The organism is Qipengyuania aquimaris (assembly GCF_020171965.1).
Lineage (GTDB): Bacteria > Pseudomonadota > Alphaproteobacteria > Sphingomonadales > Sphingomonadaceae > Qipengyuania > Qipengyuania aquimaris_A.
In genome coordinates, this window is sequence record NZ_JAIUZK010000001.1 from 581,590 (window position 1) to 604,427 (window position 22,838).

A 22,838-nucleotide genomic window follows, 5' to 3' on the forward strand; every position below is an offset into this window, starting at 1 on the left:
CCCACGATCATGCGAGTTATCCTGTCGCTGGCAGCGCTGCTGCTTGCCGCGCCCCTTAGCGCCCAGCTCACCGAGGCCGAGCCCTATGTCCTAGGCCAGACGTACACGGTCGAAAGCGCGATTCTGAAAGAAGGCACGCGCAAGATAACGGTGCGCCTGCCGGCCGAATACAAAGCCGAGCCGGAGCGCGCCTTTCCCGTCGTTTACCTCCTCGATGGCGGACCGGAGCAGGACTTCGCCCATATCGCCGGCATCGCGCAGAGCCGCGAGATGAATTACTCGTTCGAGCCCTTCATCCTCGTTGGCATCCAGAGCGTGAACCGCAGGCACGAACTTTCGCCTCCCGCTGCCGATCCCGCGCCATATGAAGAGGCCTTGAGAGCCACCCCCGGTGGTTCGGCAGACTACCGGCGCTTCCTGAAAGAAGAACTCAAGCCGCTGGTCGAGGCGCAGTTCCGCACCGATGGCCGCGATGCGATCATGGGAGAATCGCTCGCCGCGCTGTTCGTGGTCGAAACGCTGCTCGAAGAGCCGGCGCTGTTCGACGACTACATCGCCATTTCGCCAAGCATGTGGTGGGAAAAGATGAGGTATGGCCGGGAAGCCGGTGGCTACCTTGAGAAGATAGGCCCCGGTGCAAAACGGCTGTATCTTTCGACCGCCAACGAAGGTGACTGGCACCGCGAGGGGACGGAACACCTGATCGCCGCACTACGGCTGCATGCTCCGGAAAACCTGACATGGACCTTTGTCGATGCCGGCGAGAGCGAGACTCACGGAACGCTTTATCACCCGATGGCCCTCGACGCTTTCCGCGCCCTCTACGGCACGCCCAGCCGCGAATATCGCAGCTATCCGCTCATCGGCGGCCCGGAAATCAGGGAGCGCAGTGCTGAAGAAAATGCGCTCCTCGAACAGGAATGCACGCGTGAAAACAGCATCGCGATGACGCCGGGCACGGCGGAGCGGGCGCGCGAGGCGATCTATTACCGCTGCTTGTTGCTGGAGCTCGGCCCGACGCCGCGCGAAGGCAATCTAGGCGAGTAACGCGTCGATCTTGCGGGCCATCTTCACGTCGCGCAGGCTCAATCCGCCTGCGTCATGCGTGGTCAGCGTAATCTCCACGCGGTTGTAAACGTTGAACCATTCGGGATGGTGGTCGCGCGTCTCGGCGATCATCGCGACTCGGGTCATGAAGGCGAAGGCCTTGGAAAAGTCGTCGAATTCGAACTTGCGCTCGATCGCGTCGCCGTCGCGGGCCAGCGACCATTGGGGCAAGGCCCGCAGCCAGCTGTCGCGTTCTTCCTGGGTGAGCTGTTCGACGGAACCCATTTGCGAATCTCTCCTGCTTGTCGCTGGCAGCGCTTTTGCCTATCGCTCCCGCCCATGCAAGCGCGCCTAGCAGCATCCGACCTCGCATGCCGCCGCGGCGAACGGCTGCTGTTCCGCGCGCTATCGTTCGAGGCCATCTCCGGCAGCGCCATCCACATCGCGGGCGCAAACGGGATCGGCAAGTCGAGCCTGATCCGCATCCTTGCCGGATTGCTGCGCCCCTTCGCCGGAACCGTGGAAAGCGATGGCGCGATGGGTCTTGTGGACGAGCGACTGGCTCTCGATCCGAACCTGCCGTTGGGCAAGGCGCTCGCTTTTTACGAGAAACTCGACGGGTGCCGCGATCCGGGACGCGCATTCGACCTGCTGCAGCTGACACCTCTCATGGATGTGCCCGTTCGTTACCTTTCGACCGGTCAGAAAAAGCGTGCGGCCCTTGCCCGCCTGCTCAATCGCAATTGCCCGATCTGGCTGCTGGACGAGCCGCTGAACGGCCTTGACGCGCAGGCCGTCGCAAGCGTGGAGACGCTGGTGGCGCAGCATTGCGATAGCGGAGGCATTGCGATGGTCGCTTCGCACCAGGCGATGGCCCTGCCCGGCGTAAAAACCATCAATCTCGCCGAGTACGCGGCATGAGCGCTCTCGCCACTCTCCTGCGCCGCGATCTCGGCCTGCTACTGCCCGGTGGTCGCGGCGGAGCGGGTGTCCTTCCGCTCCTGTTCTTCCTCGCCGTTGCCATGCTTTACCCGTTCGCTGTCGGCCCCGATGCACAATTGCTGGCCCGTACCGGCGGCGGCGTCATCTGGGTGGCTGCCCTGCTGGCTGCGATCCTTCCGCTGGAGAAGCTCGTGTCGGGCGATCTGGAAGCCGGTGTCTTCGACCAGCTCGCCCTGCGCGGCGTAGCTGAGGAATGGGCCATGCTGTCGCGCCTGGTCGCGCACTGGCTGGCCTTTGCCCCGCTGCTGCTGGTCGCAACGCTGCCCGCAGCGGCGTTGCTCGGCCTTTCGGGAGAGACCACGCGCATCGTACTGCTGGGCCTGCTGGCCGGGACGCCCGGCCTTGCGGCAGTCGGCCTTGCGGTCGCAGCCCTGACTGCCAGCCTAAGGGGAGGCGCTGCGCTGGCCGGACTGATGGTCATCCCGCTGGCAGTGCCCATCCTGATTTTCGGCGCGGGGACGCTGGCCCGCCCGGACCCGAGCGGCCTGCTGCTGACGGCAGCAATCAGTCTCGGGCTATGTGCACTCGCCCCGTTGGCGGCAGGTGCCGCGATCAAGGCTGCGCGCGAAAGCTGACGGGACCTACGACACGCAGTGTCGCAAGGGCGACCGCCCGCCCGAGCCTTTGCGAGGTAGCCAAACAGTGCGGACGCACTGCGCCCGGCGACTGAGGGCGCTTACAAGTAAGGCGGCTTGTGGAGGCCCTTGGGGCTTTCGGTAAAGATCTCCACCCCGTTTTCGGTAATCCCGATCGAATGTTCGAACTGCGCCGACAGCGATTTGTCGCGCGTTACCGCGGTCCAGCCGTCACGCAGCAATTTCGCGTGCGGGCGGCCGAGATTGATCATCGGTTCGATGGTGAAGAACATGCCGGGCTTCAGTTCCGGACCCGTGCCCATGCGGCCAGTGTGGATCACCTCGGGCGCATCGTGGAACAGGCGGCCGAGACCGTGGCCGCAAAATTCCTGCACCACGCCATAGCGGTGCTGGCGGGCATGCGATTCGATGACCGCGCCGATATCGCCCAGCCGTGCGCCGGGCTTCGAGGCGGCCTCGATGCCGAGCATGAGGCATTCGTAAGTCACGTCGACCAGCTTGCGGGCCTTGAGCGGCACGTCGCCGACGAAGAACATCCGGCTGGTATCGCCATGCCAGCCGTCGAGCAGCGGGGTCACATCGACATTGACAATGTCGCCGTCCTTGAGCGCCTTTTCACTCGGGATGCCGTGGCAGATCACGTGGTTGATCGAGGTGCAGCAGCTATGCGCATAACCGCGATAGCCCATGGTCGCAGGCACCGCGCCGCCATCGAGCGTCATGGTGCGCACGAGGTCGTCGATCTCGCCGGTGGTGACGCCGGGCTTCACGAAACCGGTCAATTCGTCGAGGATTTCCGCGGCCAGCCGTCCGGCCTTGCGCATGCCCTCGAAGCCTTCCGCTCCGTGCAGCTTGATCGTGCCGTCACGATAGACGGTCTGGTCGCTCTCGATTACCTGATATTCGGTCATGCGCGCCCATGTAGCGATGATGCGCGCAAATTGCGAGGTCCGTCAGTTGCGGACGCGAAACGCTCCGGCATAGGCGGGCTTCACAGCGTCGAGCACCGATGCGGTGACGGGAAAATCCAGCTCGTAGCTTCCCTCGGCATATGGACCCGCGACATAGGGCCCGAAATAGACACCGATGCGGTCGAAATACTTCCCGTCGGACGAGCCGATGAAGATGCTGGCTTCATCGAGACTGGGGCATTCCTCGAATATCGCATCGCTTTGTTGATCGACCGGGCTGCCGCGCCGCTCTTCGCGTTCCTTGTTGAGGGTCGCGCAAAGCTTCGCGCCTAGCGCGTTCTCAAGGGCCACTGCGGATTCGAACAGGTCAGCACCTGCGACACCGACGCCCTTTGCGCGGTCCCAGACGAGCGAGGTGCGGCCGGACATTCCGTGCGCGCCGCCTGTGTAGAGATACATATCGCGGGTCAGGCTGAGCCAGCCGGGAATGTCGGCAGCGACCTTCCATGTCACTTCATAGCCCCGGCCCACGCAACTCACGCAATCCTCGCCGGCGAAATCGGCCAGCGAGCGCTCCCACTCTGCCTTTTGCTCGGCCAGCGCTTCGTCACGCTCGCTACGCAGGATTTCCTCCAGCGCAGGAATTGCGGACACTTCCGCAGGCCAGCTGTAAGCGAATTCGCGAGCCGCATCCCCCTTGCGCGCATCGTCCTCGAAGGTCACCGCGGCAGGCGCGGCGTCACTAGCCGACGCAGCATCGGCGCTGGCACTTGCCGTAGCCGCAGGCGCATCGTCCTGGACCTCGGTAAAGGCGGGCGATTGCGTACAAGCAGCACTCGACAGGGCGAGTGAAATCAGGAACAGGCGGTGTCGCATCTCATTTCCATGCCCGAGATCAAATTAGTACGGGGTGAATACCAATGGCCGAAACCGCAGCTCTCATCCAGCCCGACCAGGGCCAGGACGCAACGCTTATCCACCTTGTTAATAAGGACGGGTTCGAAAAGTGGGCGAAAAAACTGTCCGCAGGCCAGCGCGAGGCCCTGAAGGCGCAGAAATTCGATGGTGGCGGCTACCAGACCGCGATCGTGCCCGATGGTGACGGATGGTTTGCCGTGGGCGGCGTTGCCAACCCGGACGAGCTTTCCAGCTGGTGCATGGCCAAGCTGGCAGAAGTCCTGCCGGAAGGCACCTATCGCCGCGCCGAGGGAGAGCCCGGACCTGCGATGCATGGCTGGCAGACGGCGCAATATACGTTCGAACGCTACAAGAAGCCGGAAAACCCGACCGGGCCGCGCATCCTCCTGACCAAACAGGCCGGACGTATCGACGGCGCGATCGCGGAAGCGAAAGCCGTGGGCCTCGTGCGCGATCTGGTCAACACACCTGCCGAAGACATGGGGCCTGCATCGCTCGAAGCGCAGGCGGAAGAGCTCGCCAAGACCCATGGCGCAGACCTCAAGGTGGTTCGCGGCGATGCGTTGGAGCAGGACTACCCCATGGTCCACGCAGTTGGCCGCGCTGCCGAACGCAAGCACGCACCGCGCCTCATCCATCTCACATGGGGCAAGGAAAGCGATCCGGTTCTGGCCGTCGTCGGCAAGGGCGTCTGCTTCGATAGCGGCGGGCTCGACGTGAAAAGCGCGGCCGGAATGAAGCTGATGAAGAAGGACATGGGCGGCGCCGCCCACGCGCTGGCCCTCGGCGGGCTGATCATGGGCGGCAAGCTGCCCGTACGCCTGCACCTGCTCGTGCCCGCAGTCGAAAATGCCATTGCAGGCAATGCCTTTCGTCCAGGCGACGTGCTCTCGTCCCGCAAGGGGCTGACGGTGGAAATCGGCAATACCGATGCCGAAGGCCGCCTGATTTTGGGCGATGCCCTGACGCGGGCGAGCGAGGAGGACCCCGACCTGATCCTCGATTTCGCGACGCTGACAGGCGCCGCACGCGTCGCTCTCGGCCCCGATTACCCGGCCCTCATGACCCGCCGCGACGAGACGGCAGACGCGCTGATCGAAGCCGGACGGGGTGTCGACGACGAGCCATGGAGGCTGCCGCTTCCCGATGCCTACAAGGAATGGCTGGCATCCGACATTGCCGACACGAACAATGCGCACGGAAACGCCTTTGCAGGCGCCAGCGTCGCTGGCCTATTCCTCGACAAGTTCGTTGGCGAAGGACTGGATTGGGCCCATTTCGATACCTTCGCGTGGCGCCCTGCTGCCAAGCCCGGACGCCCCAAGGGCGGCGATGCCTACGGCCTGCGCGCTGCGTGGCACATGCTCAAAGCGCGCTATACGGGGACATGACCGGCGCATGTCTTGCGAGAACGGGCGCGCGCGGCTAAGCGCCCGAGCTTGTAACAAATATCAAGCCAGACAGGTTTCGTGAGCGAAGACGCACAGTATTCCCTGCCGGACGGTATCGTAGGACTGAAAGGTCCGGTGGATCGGCCTGCGCCCGGCACCCTGCCGCTCAGAGGCGACCTGGCGCATATCGCGCTGGCTGGACGCTATCTGGCAGCGCATTATGTCGTTCCCGTGAAACGTGCGATCGGTGCCAGTGACGCCGTGCTGAAACTGGCCATGCGCGACGATGCGGACGATGGCTCCACGCTCGCGGCAAACAGCGATGTCGAATTGCTCGACGTGGCCGGCGACTGGGCCTGGATAACCAAGGGACCGGAAGGGCCGAGCGGTTATGTCCGCATAAACGCCCTCGCCCCCGACACCGGTGCATAAGGTCTTCATCGACGGCGCTGCCGGGACCACCGGCCTGGAGATCGCCGCGCGTCTCGAAGGTCGCAGCGAATTCGAACTCATCACGCTCGACGACGACAGGCGCAAGGACACAGCTGCGCGGCGCGAGGCATTGAACGAGGCAGACGTTGCGATCCTGTGCCTGCCTGACGATGCCGCGCGCGAGGCTGTCGATCTGATCGATCCGGCAGGCGGCACCCGCGTCATCGATGCCTCCAGCGCCCATCGCACGGCCGAGGGCTGGTGTTACGGTTTCCCCGAACTCGTCGGCCGCGAACGCGTCGCCGATGCGCGGCGGGTGAGCAATCCCGGTTGCTATCCGACCGGCTTCCTCGCCCTCGTCGCCCCGCTCGTGAAGCAGGGCCGGCTTCCTGCCGACTGGCCCTACACGATCAATGCGACGAGCGGATATTCCGGCGGCGGCAAGGCCATGATCGCGCAATTCGAGCAGGATGGCGCGCCTGCCTTGCAGAGCTATGGCTATTCCATGGCGCACAAGCATCGCCCCGAAATGAAAGCCCATGCAGGGCTAAAGCACGGAGTGATCTTCGCGCCGTCCGTCGTCCCCGCCTATCGCGGCATGATCGTGGAAGTACCCTTGCACCTCGGCGCAATGGAGGGCGAACCCACAGCCGACGCGCTGCACGAGGCACTGCGCGAATTCTATTCCGACAGCGCGGTTGTTTCGGTGCGCGAGAGCGCCGGTGTCGACAAGCTCGTCCTGGAAAAGGATGCCACGCCATCGGATGCGATGGAGCTGTTCGTATTCGGCAACGAAGGCGGCTGGCACGCACGTCTCGTGGCACGGCTGGACAACCTCGGTAAGGGTGCCAGCGGGGCCGCCGTGCAGAACCTGAACCTGCTATGCGGCCTTCCTGAAACGGCGGGCTTGGCCCTTCCTTCTGCCTAAAAATTAGGCAGCGCTAGACTGCGCATTGGGCAGTCACTTCCGGCTGGCAAGAGGCCATCTCTCACGGGACCACGCAATTGCGCGATTCCTCCTGCCGAGACCGTGCCTCTCCAGCTTGGCACGATTCTTGGAACACCGCGCGCAGAGGCGCATTCGTTTAGCGAGGGCGCACTCACACAAGCAGGCGGGAATCGGATAGACGTGAAAAAGATCGAAGCGATCATCAAACCCTTCAAGCTCGACGAGGTGAAGGAAGCGCTGCACGAAATCGGCGTGTCCGGCATCACTGTGACCGAGGCCAAGGGTTTCGGCCGCCAGAAAGGCCACACCGAACTCTATCGCGGCGCCGAATACGTCGTCGACTTCCTGCCCAAGGTAAAACTCGAGGTGATCGTTTCCAGCGATATCGCCGAACGCACCGTCGAAGCCATCGCCGCAGCTGCCCAGACCGGACGCATCGGCGACGGCAAGATCTTCGTTTCCGCCATCGAGAGCGCGCTGCGCATCCGCACCGGCGAAAAAGACGAAGACGCAATCTGAATTTCAAACCGGCCCAAAGCCGGGACCAACACGAACTACCCCTACTGGAGGCAATCTAATGGCAAATGCGAAGGACGTCCTGAAGCGTATCAAGGACGAGGAAATCGAATGGGTCGACCTGCGCTTCACGGACCCGAAGGGCAAGTGGCAGCACCTCACCATGGTCGCCAAGACGCTCGACGAAGACCAGCTTGAAGACGGCCTCATGTTCGACGGTTCCTCGATCGCCGGCTGGAAGGTCATCAACGAAAGCGATATGATCCTGAAGCCCGACCTGGAACGCGTCTATGTCGACCCGTTCAGCGCCGAACCGATGCTCATCATGTTCTGCGACATCGTCGAACCGTCGACCGGCGACTGGTATTCGCGCGACCCGCGCACCACCGCCAAACGCGCCGAGAACTATCTCAAGTCGACCGGCATCGGTGACACCATCTACGTTGGCCCCGAAGCCGAATTCTTCATGTTTGACGATGTGCGTTTCGAAGACGGCTATGCCGGTTCGGGCTACGCGATCGACGATATCGAACTGCCGACCAACAGCGGCAAGGAATACGAGAGCGGCAACCTCGCGCACCGTCCGCGTGCCAAGGGCGGCTACTTCCCCGTTGCTCCGGTCGACAGCGCCGTCGACATCCGGGGCGAGATGGTTTCGACCATGATCGAAATGGGCCTCAACTGCGACAAGCACCACCACGAAGTGGCCGCAGCGCAGCACGAGCTCGGCCTCACCTTCGGCACGCTCGTTGAAACCGCCGACCAGATGCAGATCTACAAGTACGTCGTGCACCAGGTCGCGCATATCTACGGCAAGACCGCGACCTTCATGCCCAAGCCCATCAAGGACGATAACGGCAGCGGCATGCACACCCACATGTCGATCTGGGACGGCGGCAAGCCGACCTTCGCGGGCAACCAGTACGGCGGCCTGTCGGAAAACTGCCTCTATTACATCGGCGGCGTCATCAAGCATGCCAAGGCGCTGAACGCCTTCACCAACCCGACGACCAACAGCTACAAGCGCTTGGTGCCGGGCTTCGAAGCGCCGGTCCTGCTGGCCTATTCGGCACGCAACCGTTCGGCATCCTGCCGTATTCCCTACGGCACGGGCGACAAGGCGAAGCGCGTGGAATTCCGCTTCCCCGACGCGATGGCGAACCCCTACCTTGCCTATGCGGCCCTGCTCATGGCCGGTCTCGACGGGATCACCAACAAGATCCACCCGGGCGAAGCCATGGATAAGAACCTCTACGACCTGCCGCCGGCAGAACTGGCAGAAGTGCCGACTGTCTGCGGATCGCTTCGCGAAGCTCTCGAAGCGCTGGAAGCCGATCACGACTTCCTGCTCAAGGGCGAGGTCTTCACCAAGGACCAGATCGAGGCTTACTGCGAGCTCAAGTGGGACGAAGTGCTGCGTGTCGAAACCACGCCGTGTCCGGCCGAGTTCGACATGTATTACAGCGCCTGATCTGCGCCGGCAAAACGATACATAAGCGCTTAATCTTTCAGCATTACAGCGCAGTGATCACCGAGTGGGCGTCCGGAGAAATCCGGGCGCCCTATATTTTGTGCGCAATAGGCATTCAGCACTGCGCTCGCTATTTTCCTACTCGGCTGGAATCTGCCTAATCCCTCGGCCTCACTAATCTGCGAGGTACGAGAGAAATGAACCGCAAACCGATATTCGATCTTGTCCGCCGCCTGCTCGGGCGGAGCTTTCGTCAATCCGAGGTCGACGCTCTGGACCAGGCGATCGACCGGTCCTCGGAAGTTTTGTCCCAGGACCGTGTTCCACCCGTTCCACTCTGTCGGATCGGCGAAGCGGGAATCCAATTGATCAAGAGTTTCGAAGGCTGCGCGCGCTTGCGCCGCGACGGCATGATCGAAGCCTATCCCGATCCCGGAACCGGCGGAGCCCCCTGGACCATAGGCTGGGGGGCAACAGGCCCCGGGATAGGCCCCGACACCGTCTGGACAAAGGAGGAGTGCGACGCCCGGCTCGAAGCCGATCTGGAACGCTATGCGGCAGAAGTCGCGGCCGCCATCGGCGATGCACCGACAACGCAAGGCCAGTTCGATGCGCTTGTCAGCTTCCATTACAACACCGGGGCGATCCGCCGCGCCACCCTCACCGGCCTGCATCGCGCCGGCCGCTTCGACGAGGCGGCGCAGGAGTTCGCGCGCTGGAAGCATGCTGGGGGCAAGGTCCTTAAAGGTCTCGTCAGAAGACGCGCAGCGGAAGCCCGAATTTATCGGTCTTAGGCTTCGCGGTTGAAAACCTTGCCGAAAAATGAACCGGAACCGGATGGGCCGACCCTCCGTTGAAGCTCGCAAAGGAGACTAACAAATGCGTATTTTGCTGGCAGGAGCCGCCGCAATCGCGCTCGCCGCAAGCGGAGCCTACGCCCAAGGTAACGGTAAGGGTAACGGAAACGATCGCGGGGGCGGTAAGCCCGCGGCTGCCCAGAACAAGGGCGGCGGCAATGCGAAGGCTGATCGCGGCCCGCAGCGGCAGCAGGTCCGTGGGAATGGAAATGGAAACGCGAAGGCCGACCGTGGCCCCGATCGCCGTCCGGTACAGGCCGCAAATTCCAACCGCGGAAACGGAAACGGGAACGGGAATGCGAACCGCAATGCCGTGCGCACCTATGACCGCGGCAATGGTCAGGGAAGTGGCAATAACGGCAACGGCAATCGCGTTCGCTATAACGATCGCGGCAACGACTATCGCGATGTCCGTGTCTCGTATGACGGGCGCGGTTTCTGGCTCGAGCGCGAGCAGCGTGACCGCGGTCTGGTAGACGGATGCCCCCCCGGCCTTGCGAAAAAGCGTAACGGTTGCAACCCGCCGGGACAGGTCAAGGACGACTACCGCCGCAGCCTCTTCGGCAACGAATATCGCCCGAGTCTGTTCGGCCTGAGCAATTACGGTCGCGGCGACTATTATTACCGTGACGGTTATCTCGTGCGTTACGGCGACAGCGGCATTTCCGGCTGGCTGCCGCTGCTTGGCGGCGCGCTGGGCATCGGGAATGTCTGGCCCAGCGGCTACGCCAGCTACGATGTACCCGACTACTACGTCGACTATTACGGCCTCGGCAGTCGCGATCGCTATCGCTATGCCGACAATGTGATCTACCGCGTCGATCCGGAAGATGCAGCGATCATGTCGGTAGCCGCCCTGATCACCGGCGACGAATTCAGCGTCGGTCAGCCGATGCCAAGGGGTTACGACGTCTACAACGTGCCTGCGCCCTACCGCGATCGCTACTACGACACGCCGGACGCGATGTACCGCTATTCCGATGGCTATGTGTATCGGGTCAATCCCGAAACCCGGCTTGTCGCTGCCGCCATCGATTTGCTCACCTGAGGGATCTCAACCAATGACGAAGATACGAAACCGCTTCGCCCTGTCGCTCGCCCTCAGTGGACTGGTCCTGTTACCGGCTTGCGGTGATGCCGGCAGCGATGTCGAAACTGATGGCGCAACACACTCGAATGGTAGCCAGACCATGGCTGCAACCCTGGGTGCGGCCTCCGATCTCTCGACGGTCAACCAGGCCTTTGTGAGCTCTGACCTGATGGGCGTTTTCGACGGGGTCGGCAGCTACACATTGCTTGCTCCCCGAGACGAGGCCTTCGAGGCCTTGGGCGAAGCAGGGGAACAGTTGATGACTGAAGAGCAGCGTCCGTTGCTCGTCGGCCTGCTGCGCGATCACATGCTGCCTGGCTACCTGCGTCCGGAGGACATTCTCTCTGCGATCGAGAGCCAGGGAGGCGAAGTGACCGTTACCACGATGGGCGGCGGTGATGTCGTTTTCAGCAGCGAAGGTGACACTCTCACCGTGACGCGCGATGACGGGACAAGCGCCACCTTCGTCGGCAATGCGGAAGCAGCCACCAACGGGGTGATTATCCCGATCGACGGCGTCCTCGCCCCTCAGTAATCGCGGCTAACCTCGGCAACCACGCTGTCGCGCCCGATGGTCGAGACGCTGGCCAGTAGAGAGAGCCAGCTGGTGACGCGGAATTCCAGCTGCGTCGCGCTATAGCCGCGTCCGTCGGTGATGATCTCGACATAGAAACGTCGTCCGATGTTCTTGCCGAGAGCGACACCGGTGCCGCGGCCCAGCGCGGCGTCGGCGCCCACAATGCGCAAGCGGTCGAGGCCGATTGCCGAGCGCAGCTGGTTGATCGGGTCCATCCCGCCCCCGCCGCGCAGGCTGGCAACAGCCGCGCCTAGCTGCAGTGCGTCGGTGGCGGAAAGGGACGTGATCGAGCCGCCGAACAGCAGGCGTGCGAGAATTTCCTCCTCGGGAAGAGCCGGATCGGAATTGAAAGCTACTTCCGGCTGTGTCGCGCTGCCCGTGATCGTGACAATGACGTTGACGCCGTTCGCTTCCGTCTCGGCGCGTATGTCGAGGCGCGGATCGACCGGCACGTTCTCATCGAAGTCGATTTCGCCGCGGGTAAGTTCGAACCGCGTCCCGGCAAAGGTATAATCCCCGCGGACCACCTCTGCCGTTCCTCCGATCCGCGGATCGTCGGTGGTGCCGCGCAGGATGATGTCCGCGCTCCATTCGCTATCGAGGCCCATGCCGTCGACGTCGATCCGGCTGTCGGCCCTGGCATCGATCAGGTAGCGCCATGGCCTCGATGCGGCCACGCGGCGCCTCCGGTCCGCAGGCAGGTTCACTTCGCGCGTGCTGATGCGCGGCAGGCGCAAATCGTCGCTTGCGGTGCCCAGCTTCCAGCTCGCCCGGTTCACCCGAACCCGCCCCGCAATTGTCCCCCCAAGGCCGTTGGACACTATGCGAAGGGGACCGGTAATCGTTGCGGACAGCCCGTTCGCGTCGAGCAATTGGGCGTTGTCGGCAGCCGCCCGCAAATCGAGCGAGGGACCCCGGATCTCGACGAACCTGCCCTCGACACGTTCGCCCAAGCCTTCGAGATCGACCGTTCCGCTGCCGGAAACGCGGCCGCCATTGGCCGTCGTCCCCGCGAAACTCCTCAACCGCAATAGCGACCCGGCAAAGGTCCCGCGCAGCTCCACATCGCGGATGTCCGTCCCCGAAAGCGAGCTGCGCACGCGTAGGCTCTCGCTGTTTACGGTTCCCCTGACACGAGGCTCTGCAAGCGAGCCCGTCGCGTTGGCCGCGATCGACACCGGCCCGGTAAGGTCGAACGCGTCGATAGCTGCCAGCCTCCACAGGCTTTCGGCGGCGCCCTGGAAACGCATCTGGCCATCGAGGCGACCCGCTCGCAGCCGCTGGGTGATGTCGCCTTGCGCGGGGAGGTTCGTGATCAGTGCCTGGATCCGGCCGCGCTGAATGTCCTCATTGTCCAGGGTCGCCCTCGCCTGGAAGCGGTCGGTATCGAGCCGCGCGACGAGTGCCATGTCCATCGGCTTTGACGAAAGCACGAGCCCCGAGCGTGTCAGATTGTCGACCTTCACTCGTGCCAATCCGGTCGGCAAGGCGCCCTTCGGGCTCCTGTATTCGACCGTCCCGGAGATAGTGCCGCCAAGCCCGAGATCGGAAAGAGCGACATCGGCGAGCGAGAGCGGCATCCGCGCAAGCTTGAGGTCGACTGCCAGATCGCCTCCGCCAAAACGGCCCGACGCGATCGCACCACCATCGCCGTAGGAAATCTGCGTCGGCGCGAGGATCCAGCCGCCGTCTTCCTGTGCCGTCAGCACTGCGCGACGCGGCATATCGATCGAGCGACCGGCGAATTCGCCCTGTGCCGCCACCGCAATCCGTTCAGGCTGGAAGCGCGCATTAAGGTCGAGTGCAAAGCGCACCCCTCGCTGCCCGGTGATGCGTGCATCGACGCTGCCGACCCCGTTTTCGACTTCGCCTTGGGCCGCCAGTCTCGCGATGAAGATGTTTCCGTATTGCAGGCCCTGCGCATTTGCCGACCCGCTGAAATTTGTGGTTCCGCCGCCGATCAATCCTTCGGCGTCGACTTCCGCGCGTGCGACCGTGATTGGCGTATCGCCGCCGAAACTGGCGTTGCGGGCTGTTACATCGAGATCGACGAACTGCTGGTTGCCGCGCGGCGCGAGACCGATCGTGCCGGACAGCCCGCCACCGGAGAGGTTCAGGACGCCGTCCGCGCCGCCTTTGGCCAGGGTAAGGCTGCCCTCGAACGAAGTGTCGGATAGCGTCAGCCGCTCGACGTCGATGCGGGTAGGACCATCGGCGGGAGCGAAGAGCGCAAGCGTGCCGTCGAACGGGCCGAGGACCGAACCGCCCCGCGTGTCGATAGCGAAACCTTCAGCGGTGGGCGCGATGGCGACACGTACATCCTCCAGCCCGGTGAGCGGACGCGCGAACACCAGCTCGGCAGTCGGTCCGTCATCGGCGATGCTCGCCTGGACAGTGAAGTCGCCATATTCCGTATGCGTGCCTGCCCCGGCCAGCTGCGTGGTCCCCCCGGCAATGGAACCGTCAAGCTGCATGCGCAGCTTCTCGGCGTTGACCCGCATGGTCCGGAAATCGAGCGCGGACCCGCTGCCTGTCGCAATGCCGCCGCGCACACGGATGGTGCTGCCGGCGAGATTGGCGAGGGTGTCATTGGTCACCGGAGCTACCCGCGCATCCAGTTCCGCGCCAAGTCGCCATCCCGAAGGCAGGAGGTCGAAATCGATCATCGCGGTCCCGCCCGCCCTTCCGACATTGTCGAGCGGGAGGCCGTCGGCCCGCACAGGGCCGCGTAGCTGGTATCGCCCGGCGGCAAGATCGCCTCTTAAAGCGAGGTTGGCGGCAAGACCCTGGAATGCGACCCGCAAATCGTCCCCGGTCAAACGGTCACCTGCCAACTGGATGCGGCCCCTGAGATCGCCGTTGATCAAGCGCGGATCGACGAGCGCATTTCCGGTCGAAACGCGTTCGACGCTCACCGACAATGGTAACGTCCAGGTGCTGCCGTCGAAGCGGGCCGTGCCTTGCTGCGTGAGCCCGGTCAGTCGCGTCTCTCCTGATACGAGTGCCCCCACACGCAAGTCATGGGCTATGTCGAGGTCGCTGAATCCACCGTTCAAGGTGGCAGTGGCCGTCGTATTCTCGAGCCGCAGGCTCTCCCCGAAGAGCGCGGGCTCACGCAATCGAGCGGAAACATCGTAGTCGCCCAGCCTGTTCTCGGCGAGGTCGATGAGGCCTTCGCCATCGAGGTAGATTCCCCGCCCCGACACGATCGTGCGCCCGTCGAACGCACGATTATCGATAGTCACTCGGGAACTCAGCGCAACATCGTCGCCAAGTGCATCGGCAGGGATACCCTCGAGAAAATCCGATGGGTCGATCTTGCCCAGCAAGCCGAAGGTGCCTTCGCGGTTCGACAGCTTGAGAGCGGCTACGCGTTCGCCTTCGCTTTGGGCGTAAAGGTATCCGTTCCAAGCAGACCAGGTGCCATCTCCGCTGATCCTGGCCTCGTAAGGAGCCGAAAGGCCAAGCAGGGAGGCGATGGCGCCTTCTGCGGATGCGGAGATATCGGCCTCTATGTCGAAATTGTCGCCGTCAGGTTCCGCGTCGATCAGGACTGCGAGCCTGTCGGATTGTCCCAGGCGGGCATTTCCGTCCACGAACAGGCGACGGTCCTCAACCTGCACTTCCGCAGTAAGGTCGACGCGCTGCGCCTCGTCACCGGCGATGCCGGGCGCCAGCATGAGATTGTCGATCTCGAGCTCGTCGATGGCAATGTCGAAGCCCGGCAGGATCGGGCCTTCCTCTTCGCTGGGGAGGAATTCCGGCAAGCGCGCCAAGGTCGCACGCCGCGCCACGAAGCTGTCGATGTCGAGCCGGTTGTTGAGCCAGCCTCGAGGGTTCCAGTCGATCTCGGCACGCGGGATCGTCAGGAATACGCCTTGCGGATCGGACAGGCGCACATCGTGGAGCACCGCTTCGCCGTAGATATTCCCGTCAATCCGGCCGATGGAAATGTTGAGCCCGTTCGGGAAGGTCTGCCGTGCAATCCGGTCGGCGAGGAAACGCTCGCCAATGGGAGTGTTCAGGATGACCAGCGCCCCGGCGATCAGGAGCAGGGCCGCGCCAAGAAGGCCGAGCGCCCACTTTCCCGCACGCCCAACGCGCGAGCGGCGCTTCTGCGGGCTAACCTCGGCCTGGGTTTCCACGTCCGACATCAGAATGCCTGGCCCAAGGAAACATACACCGCGACAGGCGCGTCGTCGGGCTCGGGGTTGAGAGGCACGCCGACATCGAGGCGCAGCGGCCCGAAACCGGATTCATAGCGGACGCCGACACCCGCGCCGTATTTGATGTACCTGAAATTGGGAGTGGATTCGATGGATACCGACCCGACATCGAAGAAGGGAACCACGGACAGCGCCCCATCGAAAAAGCCGGTCCCGACCCGGGCTTCGACGGAAGCTTCCACGAGGCTGCGACCGCCGACCGGTTCGCCCAGATCGTTGCGCGGACCGACGGCTTGATAGCCATACCCTCGCACCGATGCGCCACCACCGGCGTAAAGGCGGCGCGAGGGCGCAATGGCGAACAGCGGAGCCCCGGGAATGCTGGCAAAGCGCACTCGCCCGGCGAGCACGGTATCGCTACCTACCGACTGGTAATAGGACGCGTCTGCCTGGTTGCGCAGGTAGTAGTATTGCTGTCCCGCAGTTCGGGAGGTTTCAGGCGCCAGATATCCGGTCAGGCGGAAACCTTCGGTCGGATTGAGGAGGGAATCCGTCGTATCGATCGTGGCACGCCCGAAGACGGCTGCGATGAAATAGGTCTGCCTGGGGCGGGGAATACCCGAGATGACGCGGTTGCGCTCATCCGTGGCAAGGATTTCCGCGCCGAGCGCCCACGCAAGCGGTTTCTGGAACAGCAGCGTCGATGAACGCTCGTAGGTCCCCGTTATCGCAACCGTACGAGCCTCGTAGGCGACATTGTCGACGTTCGACGCGTAGGCATCCAGCGTAAGGACCTTGTCCCTGCCGCCGAAATTGTTCTTGCGGAAGGTGATCCCTGCCAGCTGCTCCTGCGTGCCCGCGATACCTCGAACCCTGAGAGAACCTTCCGGGGGGAAGATGTTCCGGTGTTCCCAGCTAGCCTGGACGCGGAAGCCTTCTTCGGAACCGTAGCCGATTGCTCCAGCGATAGTCCGCAGCTTGGCGCGGGTCATCTCGACGTCCATCGCTACCACGCCGGGCTCGTCGCCTACGGGCGCCTGCACTTCGCGCGGCGTGACCGAGACTGCCGACACAAGGCCGGTAGCGGTCACTGCGCGCCGCAAGTCGAGAGACAGGCTGCGCTGGTAGGTTTCGCCCGGCTCGAAGCGCGCGATAGACGCGATGTGCCGCCCCGAAAGGAATTCGGGATCGCTGCTGACCACATCACCGAACACGTATTTTCCGCCCGGCTCGACCGGGAGGGTAAGGTCGCCTTCGTTCCGGTCGTGATCGATCAGCAGCTCGGGCTCGTCGATTTCGGCAAAAGCGTATCCGTTCTCGCCCAGCGCACGATCGAGGTTGAACTGCTCTTGCAGTATCTTGTCGCTCTGAAGGAAGTCGCCGGGCTGGATATCGAAAGTGTCACGCAGCAAGGCGTAATCTGGCGCTGCATCGAGATTGCCGAGATTGATCGTGCCGTAACGGAAGCGCGCACCGGGGATGATGTCGAAACGGACTGACGGGCGTTCGAGAGCTACTTCGTCACCCGGGGCGACAGTGCCGATCGATCGGATGATCTCGCCATCGTAATAGCCGTAGACGCGCAAGAGATTGGCGAGCAGTTCCTCGTCTTCACGCGCGCGCGCCGCGAGCTGCGCGACGTTGGCATCGGAATCGTCCAGTTCCTCGATTGTGGAGAGCGCCTCGTACCGCGCGACGAAATCTCCGCGTTCGGAGAACGGTGGTTCGGCCTGAGGAAAGCCGAGGACCAGATTGTCGGCGAGCTTTTCGACTTCTGCATCTTCGAAGGCGATGACGGGCGCGCCGGTGTCGAGATCGGCAAACTCTATCTCTTCTTCGGGCTCGAGGGCTTCGAACCCGTCGATTTCCAGCTCGTCCGGCCAGGCGATCTCGATCCCGATGGGATCCGCGATCGGGGTGCTCGGGTCTGGGATGTCCTCGGATGTATCCTCGGCGGGTGCATCCACGCCTTGCTGCGCCCAGGCTTCAGGGTCCTCCAGCGCGCTGTCGGGAATAAGGTCTTCGAGACGCTCGGGCGCCTGCGGATCCTGCGCGAGCACGGGATAGCTGATCAAGGCCAGCGCAGCGGCGCAGGTCCTGAGGATCAGGCTTGGGCCCTTAGTCTGCGAGCTTGTATTCGCGCTGGCTTCCGTCCTTTGCTGGAAGCGGTTCCGAATCGCGCTGCTCGCGCGGCCTGGTTGCTGCGGCGATGAGGCGCTTCTGTTCGAATTCGGGCATGCGCTCCCATCCGCCGCGCGTAAGCCGTTCGAGCGGGCGATAGCGAACCTTGTATTGCATCCGGTCGGAGCCTTCGACCCAATATCCGAGGTAGACATAGGGGAGGCCATGCGCGCGCGCACGGCGGATATGATCCAGGATGATGAAGTTCCCAAGTCCCGCGCGATCCTCGATCTCAGGGTCGTAGAAGCTGTAGATCATCGACAGCCCGTCACCCTGAATGTCCGTGAGGCAGGCACCGACCAGACGACCTGGTTCCGACCCAACTCCCGGCTCCCTATATTCAACCACATAGCTGGATACGGGCGTATGTTCCACCATATCTGCAAAGTCGGATTCGTCCATCTCGGCCATGCCCCCTCCCGGGTGGCGATGAGCGAGGTATTTGCGCAGCAATTCGTACTGTTCGTCGGTCGCCCACGGACGGCATTCGCTGACCACGAGATCGTCGTTCGCCTTCATGGTTCGCTTCTGGCTGGACGAAGGCTTGAATTCGTCGGCTACCACACGGACGGAAACGCAGGCCTGGCAATCGAGGCACGACGGCCGGTAGGCCACGGTCTGGCTCCGCCGGAATCCGATGCGCCCGAGCGCTTCGTTAAGCTCGTCAGCGCTTTCGCCGCGCAATTCGGTAAAGACCTTGCGTTCGCTCTTGCCCGGCAAATAAGGGCACGGCGCAGGGCTCGTCACGAAAAAGCGGGGGAAGCGGATCGGGGCCGTCACGAGTGCAAGGCATCCTTCGAATTGCGTGCGATTATTTATGTTTAACGCATTCTTTATGCAGGATCGAAGGCCCGGTTAAAAGTCTCTTAACCATGAAAAAGGATCCGCCGGCGGAAAAGCCTTGGGATTCCGCCGCTTGCGAGCCGATTCTATTCCAGCTCGGCCATTTCGACCGAATAGCCCTTGGCCTCCAGCGTCTTGATCAGGCCGTCGATCTGGCTCTGATCGCGCGCTTCGCACTCGATTTCGGTCACGAGTCCCTTGGCCGGCAGGGTCGTGAAAATCCGCTGGTGGTAGATCTCGATGATGTTGACGTTGTGGTCGTTGAACTCGCGCATCACCTTGTAGAGCGCGCCCGGCCTGTCCTGCAGCGTCACGCGCAAGCGGGCCAGGCGGCCGCTACGCGCAAGGTCGCGGATCAGCACGTTGGCGAGCAGGCGGGTGTCGATATTCCCGCCGCACAGGACCAGGCCGACTTTCTTGCCCGCGAATTTCTCCGGGTTCGAAAGGACCGCTGCCAGGCCTGCTGCGCCCGCCCCTTCCACGACCGTTTTTTCGATCTGGAGGAGGAGGGAGACGGACTGCTCCAGCTTTGGCTCACCGACCAGCAAGACCTCGTCCACCAGTTCGGCAATGATCTGGCGGGTGAAGTCGCCGGGCTTCTTCACGGCAATGCCTTCGGCCAGCGTATCGCCGCCGCAGGGTAGCTCGTCTCCGGTGACCGCCGAGTACATCGACGGATAAAGCTGGGCCTGCACGCCGATCATCTCGATTTCGGGACGCAGCGCCTTTGCAACGGTTGCCATGCCGCTCATCAGGCCGCCGCCACCGATCGGCACGACGAGACAATCGAAATCGTCCTTCGCCGCCAGCATTTCCAGCGCGACGGTGCCCTGCCCGGCCGCCACCTTGGGATCATCAAAAGGATGGACGAAGGTGAGGCCGCGCTCCTTCTCCAGCTCGAGCGCATGGCCATAGGCCTCGTCGAAAGTCTCGCCGAACAGAACGACATTCCCGCCGACGCTTTCGGTCTGCATGACCTTAACGCTCGGCGTGGTCGACGGCATGACGATCGTCACCGGCACGCCAAGGCGCCTGCCATGGTAGGAGAGCCCTTGCGAGTGATTGCCCGCCGACGCCGCGATGACCCCGCGGCTGCGCTGCTCTTCGGTAAGGTGTAACAGGGCGTTCAACGCACCGCGTTCCTTGTAGGCCGCGGTGAACTGGTGGTTTTCGAACTTTAGCCAGATATCCGCGCCGGTAATTTCCGACAGGGTGATGGAATGCATCAGCTCGGTCCGTACGACCGCGCCTTCGATGCGCTTTGCAGCTGCGCGCACATCGTCGAGTGTCAGGAGATCGGTGGCCTTGTCTCCGGCGGGCATGGGATTTGCCTGGGTCATACGGCAGGCCTACGTGCCGCCAAGGCAGCGTGCAATCGGCGAAAGGGTTTGCCCCTGCCAAGCTTTGCCTTATCGACGATGGCTGAAGTTTACGGATTGGGATTGCCTGATGAAGACGAAGTACCTTGCCGCCTTGCTCGCTACGACCATTGCCGTCCCCGCTCACGCCGACGTCCTGGTCGACAACGTCTCGGGCATCACGATGGATGAAGAAGGCAAGGTGAAGCGCTTCGAGGCGCTGGTGATCGACGACGATGGCCGCATCGCGCAGCTGATCGAACGCGGAGAAGACCGGCCGCGCACGGATTATCGCGAAGACGGAGAAGGCCGCGTCATGCTGCCCGGCATGATCGATGCCCATGCCCATGTCATGGGCGTCGGCTTCGGTGCGCTGACGCTGGATCTGTCGGATACCAATTCGCTCGACGAAGCGCTGGAAAGAATCCGCACCTTTGCCGCCGAGAACGAGGCGCGGCCCTGGATCCTCGGGCGCGGCTGGAACCAGGAAAAATGGGGTCTCGGCCGCTTTCCGACCGCAGCCGAACTCGATAGCGCAGTTGCGGACCGCCCCGTTTATCTCGAGCGGGTCGATGGCCATGCCGGATGGGCCAATACGCTCGCGATGCAGGCGGCCGGCATCACCGCCGCCAGTAAAGCGCCGAGTGGCGGCAAGATCGAACTCCTCGCCGACAAGAAGACGCCCTCTGGCGTTTTCATCGATCTCGCCATGGACCTCGTGAACAAGGCGGTCCCCGCGCCGCGCGCGGTGGAACGCGACCTTGCACTGGCAGAGGCGCAAAAGGTCTTCCACCGTTACGGCATCACTGCGGTTGCCGACATGGGAACGACCATCGAGGACTGGCAATCCTTCCGCCGTGCGGGCGATGCAGGTTCGCTCAACCTGCGTATCATGTCCTATGCCTTCGGTCCGGAGCAGATGGTGCTGATCGGCGGATCGGGTCCCTCGCTATGGCTCTATGATGACAAGCTTCGCCTGAACGGCGTAAAGCTCTATCTCGATGGCGCCTTGGGTAGCCGCGGGGCGTGGCTGAAGCGCCCCTATGCCGACGATCCGGGCAATTACGGCCTTCCGCTCCAGACCCCTGCTCAGCTGCGCAACAACCTTGTCAGGGCTGCGCAAGGTGGGTTCCAGCCCGCCGTCCATGCCATCGGCACCGCGGCTAACGCCGAACTCCTCAATGCGATCGACGAGATTGCGGGAAGCTTCGACGGCGACCGGCGCTGGCGTGTCGAGCATGCCCAGATCGTCGATCCGGCAGACCTGCCGAAGCTCGCCGACAATGGCATCATCGCCTCGATGCAGCCGCTACACCAGACCTCCGACCGCCTGATGGCGGAAGCGCGTCTCGGCATGGATCGGTTGGACGGCGCCTACGCCTGGAACACCATCCTCGATCTGGGCGGCACCCTCGCCTTCGGGTCGGACGCGCCCGTCGAACCGGCCGACGCTTTTGCCGGTTACGCCGTCGCCATCACCCGCATGGATGCAAATGGGGAGCCCTTTGGCGGCTGGCTGCCGAGCGAACGCGTAAACCGCGAGCAGGCGCTGGCAGGTTTCACCTCGAAGGCGGCTTACGCGGGTTTTGCAGAGGGACGCTTCGGCCGCCTTTTGCCGGGCGAGCGCGCCGACTTTATCCTGGTGGATAACGACCCTCTGCTTGCCACTCCGGAAGAAATCCGCGCGACCAAGGTATTCGAAACCTGGGTCAATGGCCGCAAGGTCTACGAGGCCGATTGATCGGCGGGAGCTTCGGCTTCTTCCGGTTTGTCCTTGGCTGCGCGGCTGTCGAACAGGCGCATGAGCAAGAGCGATCCTTCGTAAAGCAGGATCAACGGGATCGCGAGCAATAGCTGCGAGCCGGGGTCCGGCGGCGTGATGATCGCCGCCAGCGCCACGACCAGCACGATGACGTAACGCCGCGCGCCCACCAGCTGTTCGCGCGTGACGATACCTGCGCGGTGGAGGAGGAGCAGGAGGACGGGCAACAGGAAACTCATCCCGAAGGCGAGGATGAACTGCATCACGAGTCCGAGATATTCGTTCGCCGCCGGCAGCGCGTTGATGGCAAGTCCGCCCGCTTCGCCTTCGAAGCCAAGGAACCACTCGAAGGCGGTCGGCATGACGACGTAATAAGCAAGGGCCGCGCCGCTCAGGAAAAGGAACGGGGTCGCCAGCAGGAATGGCAGGAATGCCTTCTTCTCGCGCGCGTAGAGGCCGGGGGCGACGAAGGCCCACAGCTGGTTCGCGATATAGGGAAAGGCAATGCAGAACCCTGCGAAAAGGGCGACCTTCAGCTCCACGAAGAACACTTCGTAAAGCTTGGTGAAAATCAGCTGCCCCTGCCCTTCCGGAAAAGCCGATTTGAGCGGCTGGATCAGGAAGCCGAGGATCTGGTCGGCAAAGAAGAGGCAAATGCCGAATGCCACCACCAATGCCGCGACGCATCTCACGAGGCGCGAGCGCAGCTCCACCAGGTGATCGAGCAGCGGTGCCTGGCTTTCGTCGATATCTTTCATCTCGAACGCCATC

Annotated in this window: 20 protein-coding genes; 12 read left to right on the top strand and 8 right to left on the bottom strand. The window is 63.2% G+C overall.

The window, feature by feature from the left end:
* Positions 1–9: 9 nt before the first annotated feature.
* Positions 10–1,047, top strand: a complete 1,038-nt coding sequence (locus tag LCM24_RS02850) for an alpha/beta hydrolase (RefSeq protein ID WP_224802666.1) — start codon at positions 10–12, stop codon at positions 1,045–1,047.
* Here the strand turns inward: LCM24_RS02850 and LCM24_RS02855 are convergent.
* The gene (locus LCM24_RS02855; protein ID WP_224802667.1) at positions 1,036–1,332 is read right to left on the bottom strand and encodes a 4a-hydroxytetrahydrobiopterin dehydratase; all 297 of its coding nucleotides are present in this window, start codon (positions 1,330–1,332) and stop codon (positions 1,036–1,038) included. The two genes, LCM24_RS02850 and LCM24_RS02855, sit on opposite strands and share 12 nt — an antisense overlap.
* Before the next feature lie 54 nt (positions 1,333–1,386).
* Between LCM24_RS02855 and ccmA the strand changes: the two genes are divergently transcribed.
* On the top strand, positions 1,387–1,968 hold the full coding sequence (ccmA, locus tag LCM24_RS02860) for a heme ABC exporter ATP-binding protein CcmA (protein ID WP_224802668.1): 582 nt from the start codon (positions 1,387–1,389) through the stop codon (positions 1,966–1,968).
* Positions 1,965–2,624 carry a heme exporter protein CcmB gene (locus tag LCM24_RS02865; protein ID WP_224802669.1) on the top strand — a complete coding sequence of 220 codons (660 nt, stop codon included), beginning with the start codon at positions 1,965–1,967 and terminating at the stop codon, positions 2,622–2,624. The genes ccmA and LCM24_RS02865 overlap by 4 nt, the downstream gene beginning before the upstream one ends.
* A 101-nt stretch (positions 2,625–2,725) precedes the next feature.
* Here LCM24_RS02865 and map read toward each other — a convergent pair whose 3' ends face one another.
* Positions 2,726–3,556 (bottom strand): type I methionyl aminopeptidase, encoded by an 831-nt coding sequence (gene map, locus LCM24_RS02870; RefSeq protein ID WP_224802670.1) that lies wholly within the window; start codon positions 3,554–3,556, stop codon positions 2,726–2,728.
* A gap of 42 nt (positions 3,557–3,598) precedes the next feature.
* Complete coding sequence (locus tag LCM24_RS02875; RefSeq protein ID WP_224802671.1) at positions 3,599–4,432, bottom strand: DUF3298 and DUF4163 domain-containing protein; 834 nt, start codon at positions 4,430–4,432, stop codon at positions 3,599–3,601.
* A 44-nt stretch (positions 4,433–4,476) separates the two neighbouring features.
* On the opposite strand from LCM24_RS02875, the gene LCM24_RS02880 reads away from it, so the two are divergent.
* The 8 genes from LCM24_RS02880 (at position 4,477) to LCM24_RS02915 (ending at position 11,715) form a co-directional block, all read left to right on the top strand.
* Complete coding sequence (locus tag LCM24_RS02880) at positions 4,477–5,865, top strand: leucyl aminopeptidase family protein (protein ID WP_224802672.1); 1,389 nt, start codon at positions 4,477–4,479, stop codon at positions 5,863–5,865.
* 78 nt (positions 5,866–5,943) lie between these two features.
* Positions 5,944–6,297 (top strand): hypothetical protein, encoded by a 354-nt coding sequence (locus LCM24_RS02885; RefSeq protein WP_224802673.1) that lies wholly within the window; start codon positions 5,944–5,946, stop codon positions 6,295–6,297.
* Positions 6,290–7,225 carry an N-acetyl-gamma-glutamyl-phosphate reductase gene (gene argC, locus LCM24_RS02890; RefSeq protein WP_224802674.1) on the top strand — a complete coding sequence of 312 codons (936 nt, stop codon included), beginning with the start codon at positions 6,290–6,292 and terminating at the stop codon, positions 7,223–7,225. Before LCM24_RS02885 ends, argC begins: the two co-directional genes overlap by 8 nt.
* A 201-nt stretch (positions 7,226–7,426) precedes the next feature.
* The gene (locus tag LCM24_RS02895; protein ID WP_090481558.1) at positions 7,427–7,765 is read left to right on the top strand and encodes a P-II family nitrogen regulator; all 339 of its coding nucleotides are present in this window, start codon (positions 7,427–7,429) and stop codon (positions 7,763–7,765) included.
* Between the two features lie 58 nt (positions 7,766–7,823).
* Positions 7,824–9,233, top strand: coding sequence for a type I glutamate--ammonia ligase (gene glnA / locus LCM24_RS02900; protein ID WP_221564121.1), 1,410 nt, complete (start codon positions 7,824–7,826; stop codon positions 9,231–9,233).
* A gap of 197 nt (positions 9,234–9,430) precedes the next feature.
* A complete protein-coding gene (locus LCM24_RS02905; RefSeq protein ID WP_224802675.1) occupies positions 9,431–10,027 on the top strand; it encodes a lysozyme in 597 nt (198 codons plus the stop codon).
* Between the two features lie 85 nt (positions 10,028–10,112).
* Positions 10,113–11,138 (top strand): hypothetical protein, encoded by a 1,026-nt coding sequence (locus LCM24_RS02910; RefSeq protein ID WP_224802676.1) that lies wholly within the window; start codon positions 10,113–10,115, stop codon positions 11,136–11,138.
* 13 nt (positions 11,139–11,151) lie between these two features.
* Positions 11,152–11,715 (top strand): fasciclin domain-containing protein, encoded by a 564-nt coding sequence (locus tag LCM24_RS02915; RefSeq protein ID WP_224802677.1) that lies wholly within the window; start codon positions 11,152–11,154, stop codon positions 11,713–11,715.
* Here the strand turns inward: LCM24_RS02915 and LCM24_RS02920 are convergent.
* The 4 genes from LCM24_RS02920 to LCM24_RS02935 form a co-directional block, all read right to left on the bottom strand.
* Positions 11,709–15,911: a translocation/assembly module TamB domain-containing protein gene (locus LCM24_RS02920; protein ID WP_224802678.1), complete on the bottom strand. Its 4,203-nt coding sequence runs from the start codon at positions 15,909–15,911 to the stop codon at positions 11,709–11,711. The two genes, LCM24_RS02915 and LCM24_RS02920, sit on opposite strands and share 7 nt — an antisense overlap.
* Positions 15,911–17,998, bottom strand: coding sequence for an autotransporter assembly complex protein TamA (locus tag LCM24_RS02925; protein WP_224802679.1), 2,088 nt, complete (start codon positions 17,996–17,998; stop codon positions 15,911–15,913). Before LCM24_RS02925 ends, LCM24_RS02920 begins: the two co-directional genes overlap by 1 nt.
* A gap of 43 nt (positions 17,999–18,041) precedes the next feature.
* Positions 18,042–18,884: an arginyltransferase gene (locus LCM24_RS02930; RefSeq protein WP_224802680.1), complete on the bottom strand. Its 843-nt coding sequence runs from the start codon at positions 18,882–18,884 to the stop codon at positions 18,042–18,044.
* Positions 18,885–19,033: 149 nt separating this feature from the next.
* Positions 19,034–20,287, bottom strand: coding sequence for a threonine ammonia-lyase (locus LCM24_RS02935; RefSeq protein WP_224802681.1), 1,254 nt, complete (start codon positions 20,285–20,287; stop codon positions 19,034–19,036).
* Between the two features lie 109 nt (positions 20,288–20,396).
* Here LCM24_RS02935 and LCM24_RS02940 point away from each other — a divergent pair, with 109 nt between their 5' ends.
* Positions 20,397–22,046, top strand: coding sequence for an amidohydrolase (locus LCM24_RS02940; RefSeq protein ID WP_224802682.1), 1,650 nt, complete (start codon positions 20,397–20,399; stop codon positions 22,044–22,046).
* Here the strand turns inward: LCM24_RS02940 and tatC are convergent.
* The gene (gene tatC / locus LCM24_RS02945; RefSeq protein WP_224802683.1) at positions 22,031–22,837 is read right to left on the bottom strand and encodes a twin-arginine translocase subunit TatC; all 807 of its coding nucleotides are present in this window, start codon (positions 22,835–22,837) and stop codon (positions 22,031–22,033) included. The genes LCM24_RS02940 and tatC overlap by 16 nt on opposite strands.
* Between the last annotated feature and the right edge of the window lies 1 nt (position 22,838).

Coding starts and splice junctions, on each gene's coding strand:
- LCM24_RS02940 (WP_224802682.1), top strand. CDS start 20,397: ATGAAGACGAAGTACCTTGCCGCCTTGCTCGCTACGACCATTGCCGTC.
- LCM24_RS02855 (WP_224802667.1), bottom strand. CDS start 1,332: ATGGGTTCCGTCGAACAGCTCACCCAGGAAGAACGCGACAGCTGGCTG.
- LCM24_RS02920 (WP_224802678.1), bottom strand. CDS start 15,911: ATGTCGGACGTGGAAACCCAGGCCGAGGTTAGCCCGCAGAAGCGCCGC.
- tatC (WP_224802683.1), bottom strand. CDS start 22,837: ATGGCGTTCGAGATGAAAGATATCGACGAAAGCCAGGCACCGCTGCTC.
- LCM24_RS02880 (WP_224802672.1), top strand. CDS start 4,477: ATGGCCGAAACCGCAGCTCTCATCCAGCCCGACCAGGGCCAGGACGCA.
- LCM24_RS02865 (WP_224802669.1), top strand. CDS start 1,965: ATGAGCGCTCTCGCCACTCTCCTGCGCCGCGATCTCGGCCTGCTACTG.
- LCM24_RS02935 (WP_224802681.1), bottom strand. CDS start 20,287: ATGACCCAGGCAAATCCCATGCCCGCCGGAGACAAGGCCACCGATCTC.
- LCM24_RS02850 (WP_224802666.1), top strand. CDS start 10: ATGCGAGTTATCCTGTCGCTGGCAGCGCTGCTGCTTGCCGCGCCCCTT.
- ccmA (WP_224802668.1), top strand. CDS start 1,387: ATGCAAGCGCGCCTAGCAGCATCCGACCTCGCATGCCGCCGCGGCGAA.
- LCM24_RS02905 (WP_224802675.1), top strand. CDS start 9,431: ATGAACCGCAAACCGATATTCGATCTTGTCCGCCGCCTGCTCGGGCGG.
- LCM24_RS02875 (WP_224802671.1), bottom strand. CDS start 4,432: ATGCGACACCGCCTGTTCCTGATTTCACTCGCCCTGTCGAGTGCTGCT.
- map (WP_224802670.1), bottom strand. CDS start 3,556: ATGACCGAATATCAGGTAATCGAGAGCGACCAGACCGTCTATCGTGAC.
- glnA (WP_221564121.1), top strand. CDS start 7,824: ATGGCAAATGCGAAGGACGTCCTGAAGCGTATCAAGGACGAGGAAATC.
- LCM24_RS02915 (WP_224802677.1), top strand. CDS start 11,152: ATGACGAAGATACGAAACCGCTTCGCCCTGTCGCTCGCCCTCAGTGGA.
- LCM24_RS02910 (WP_224802676.1), top strand. CDS start 10,113: ATGCGTATTTTGCTGGCAGGAGCCGCCGCAATCGCGCTCGCCGCAAGC.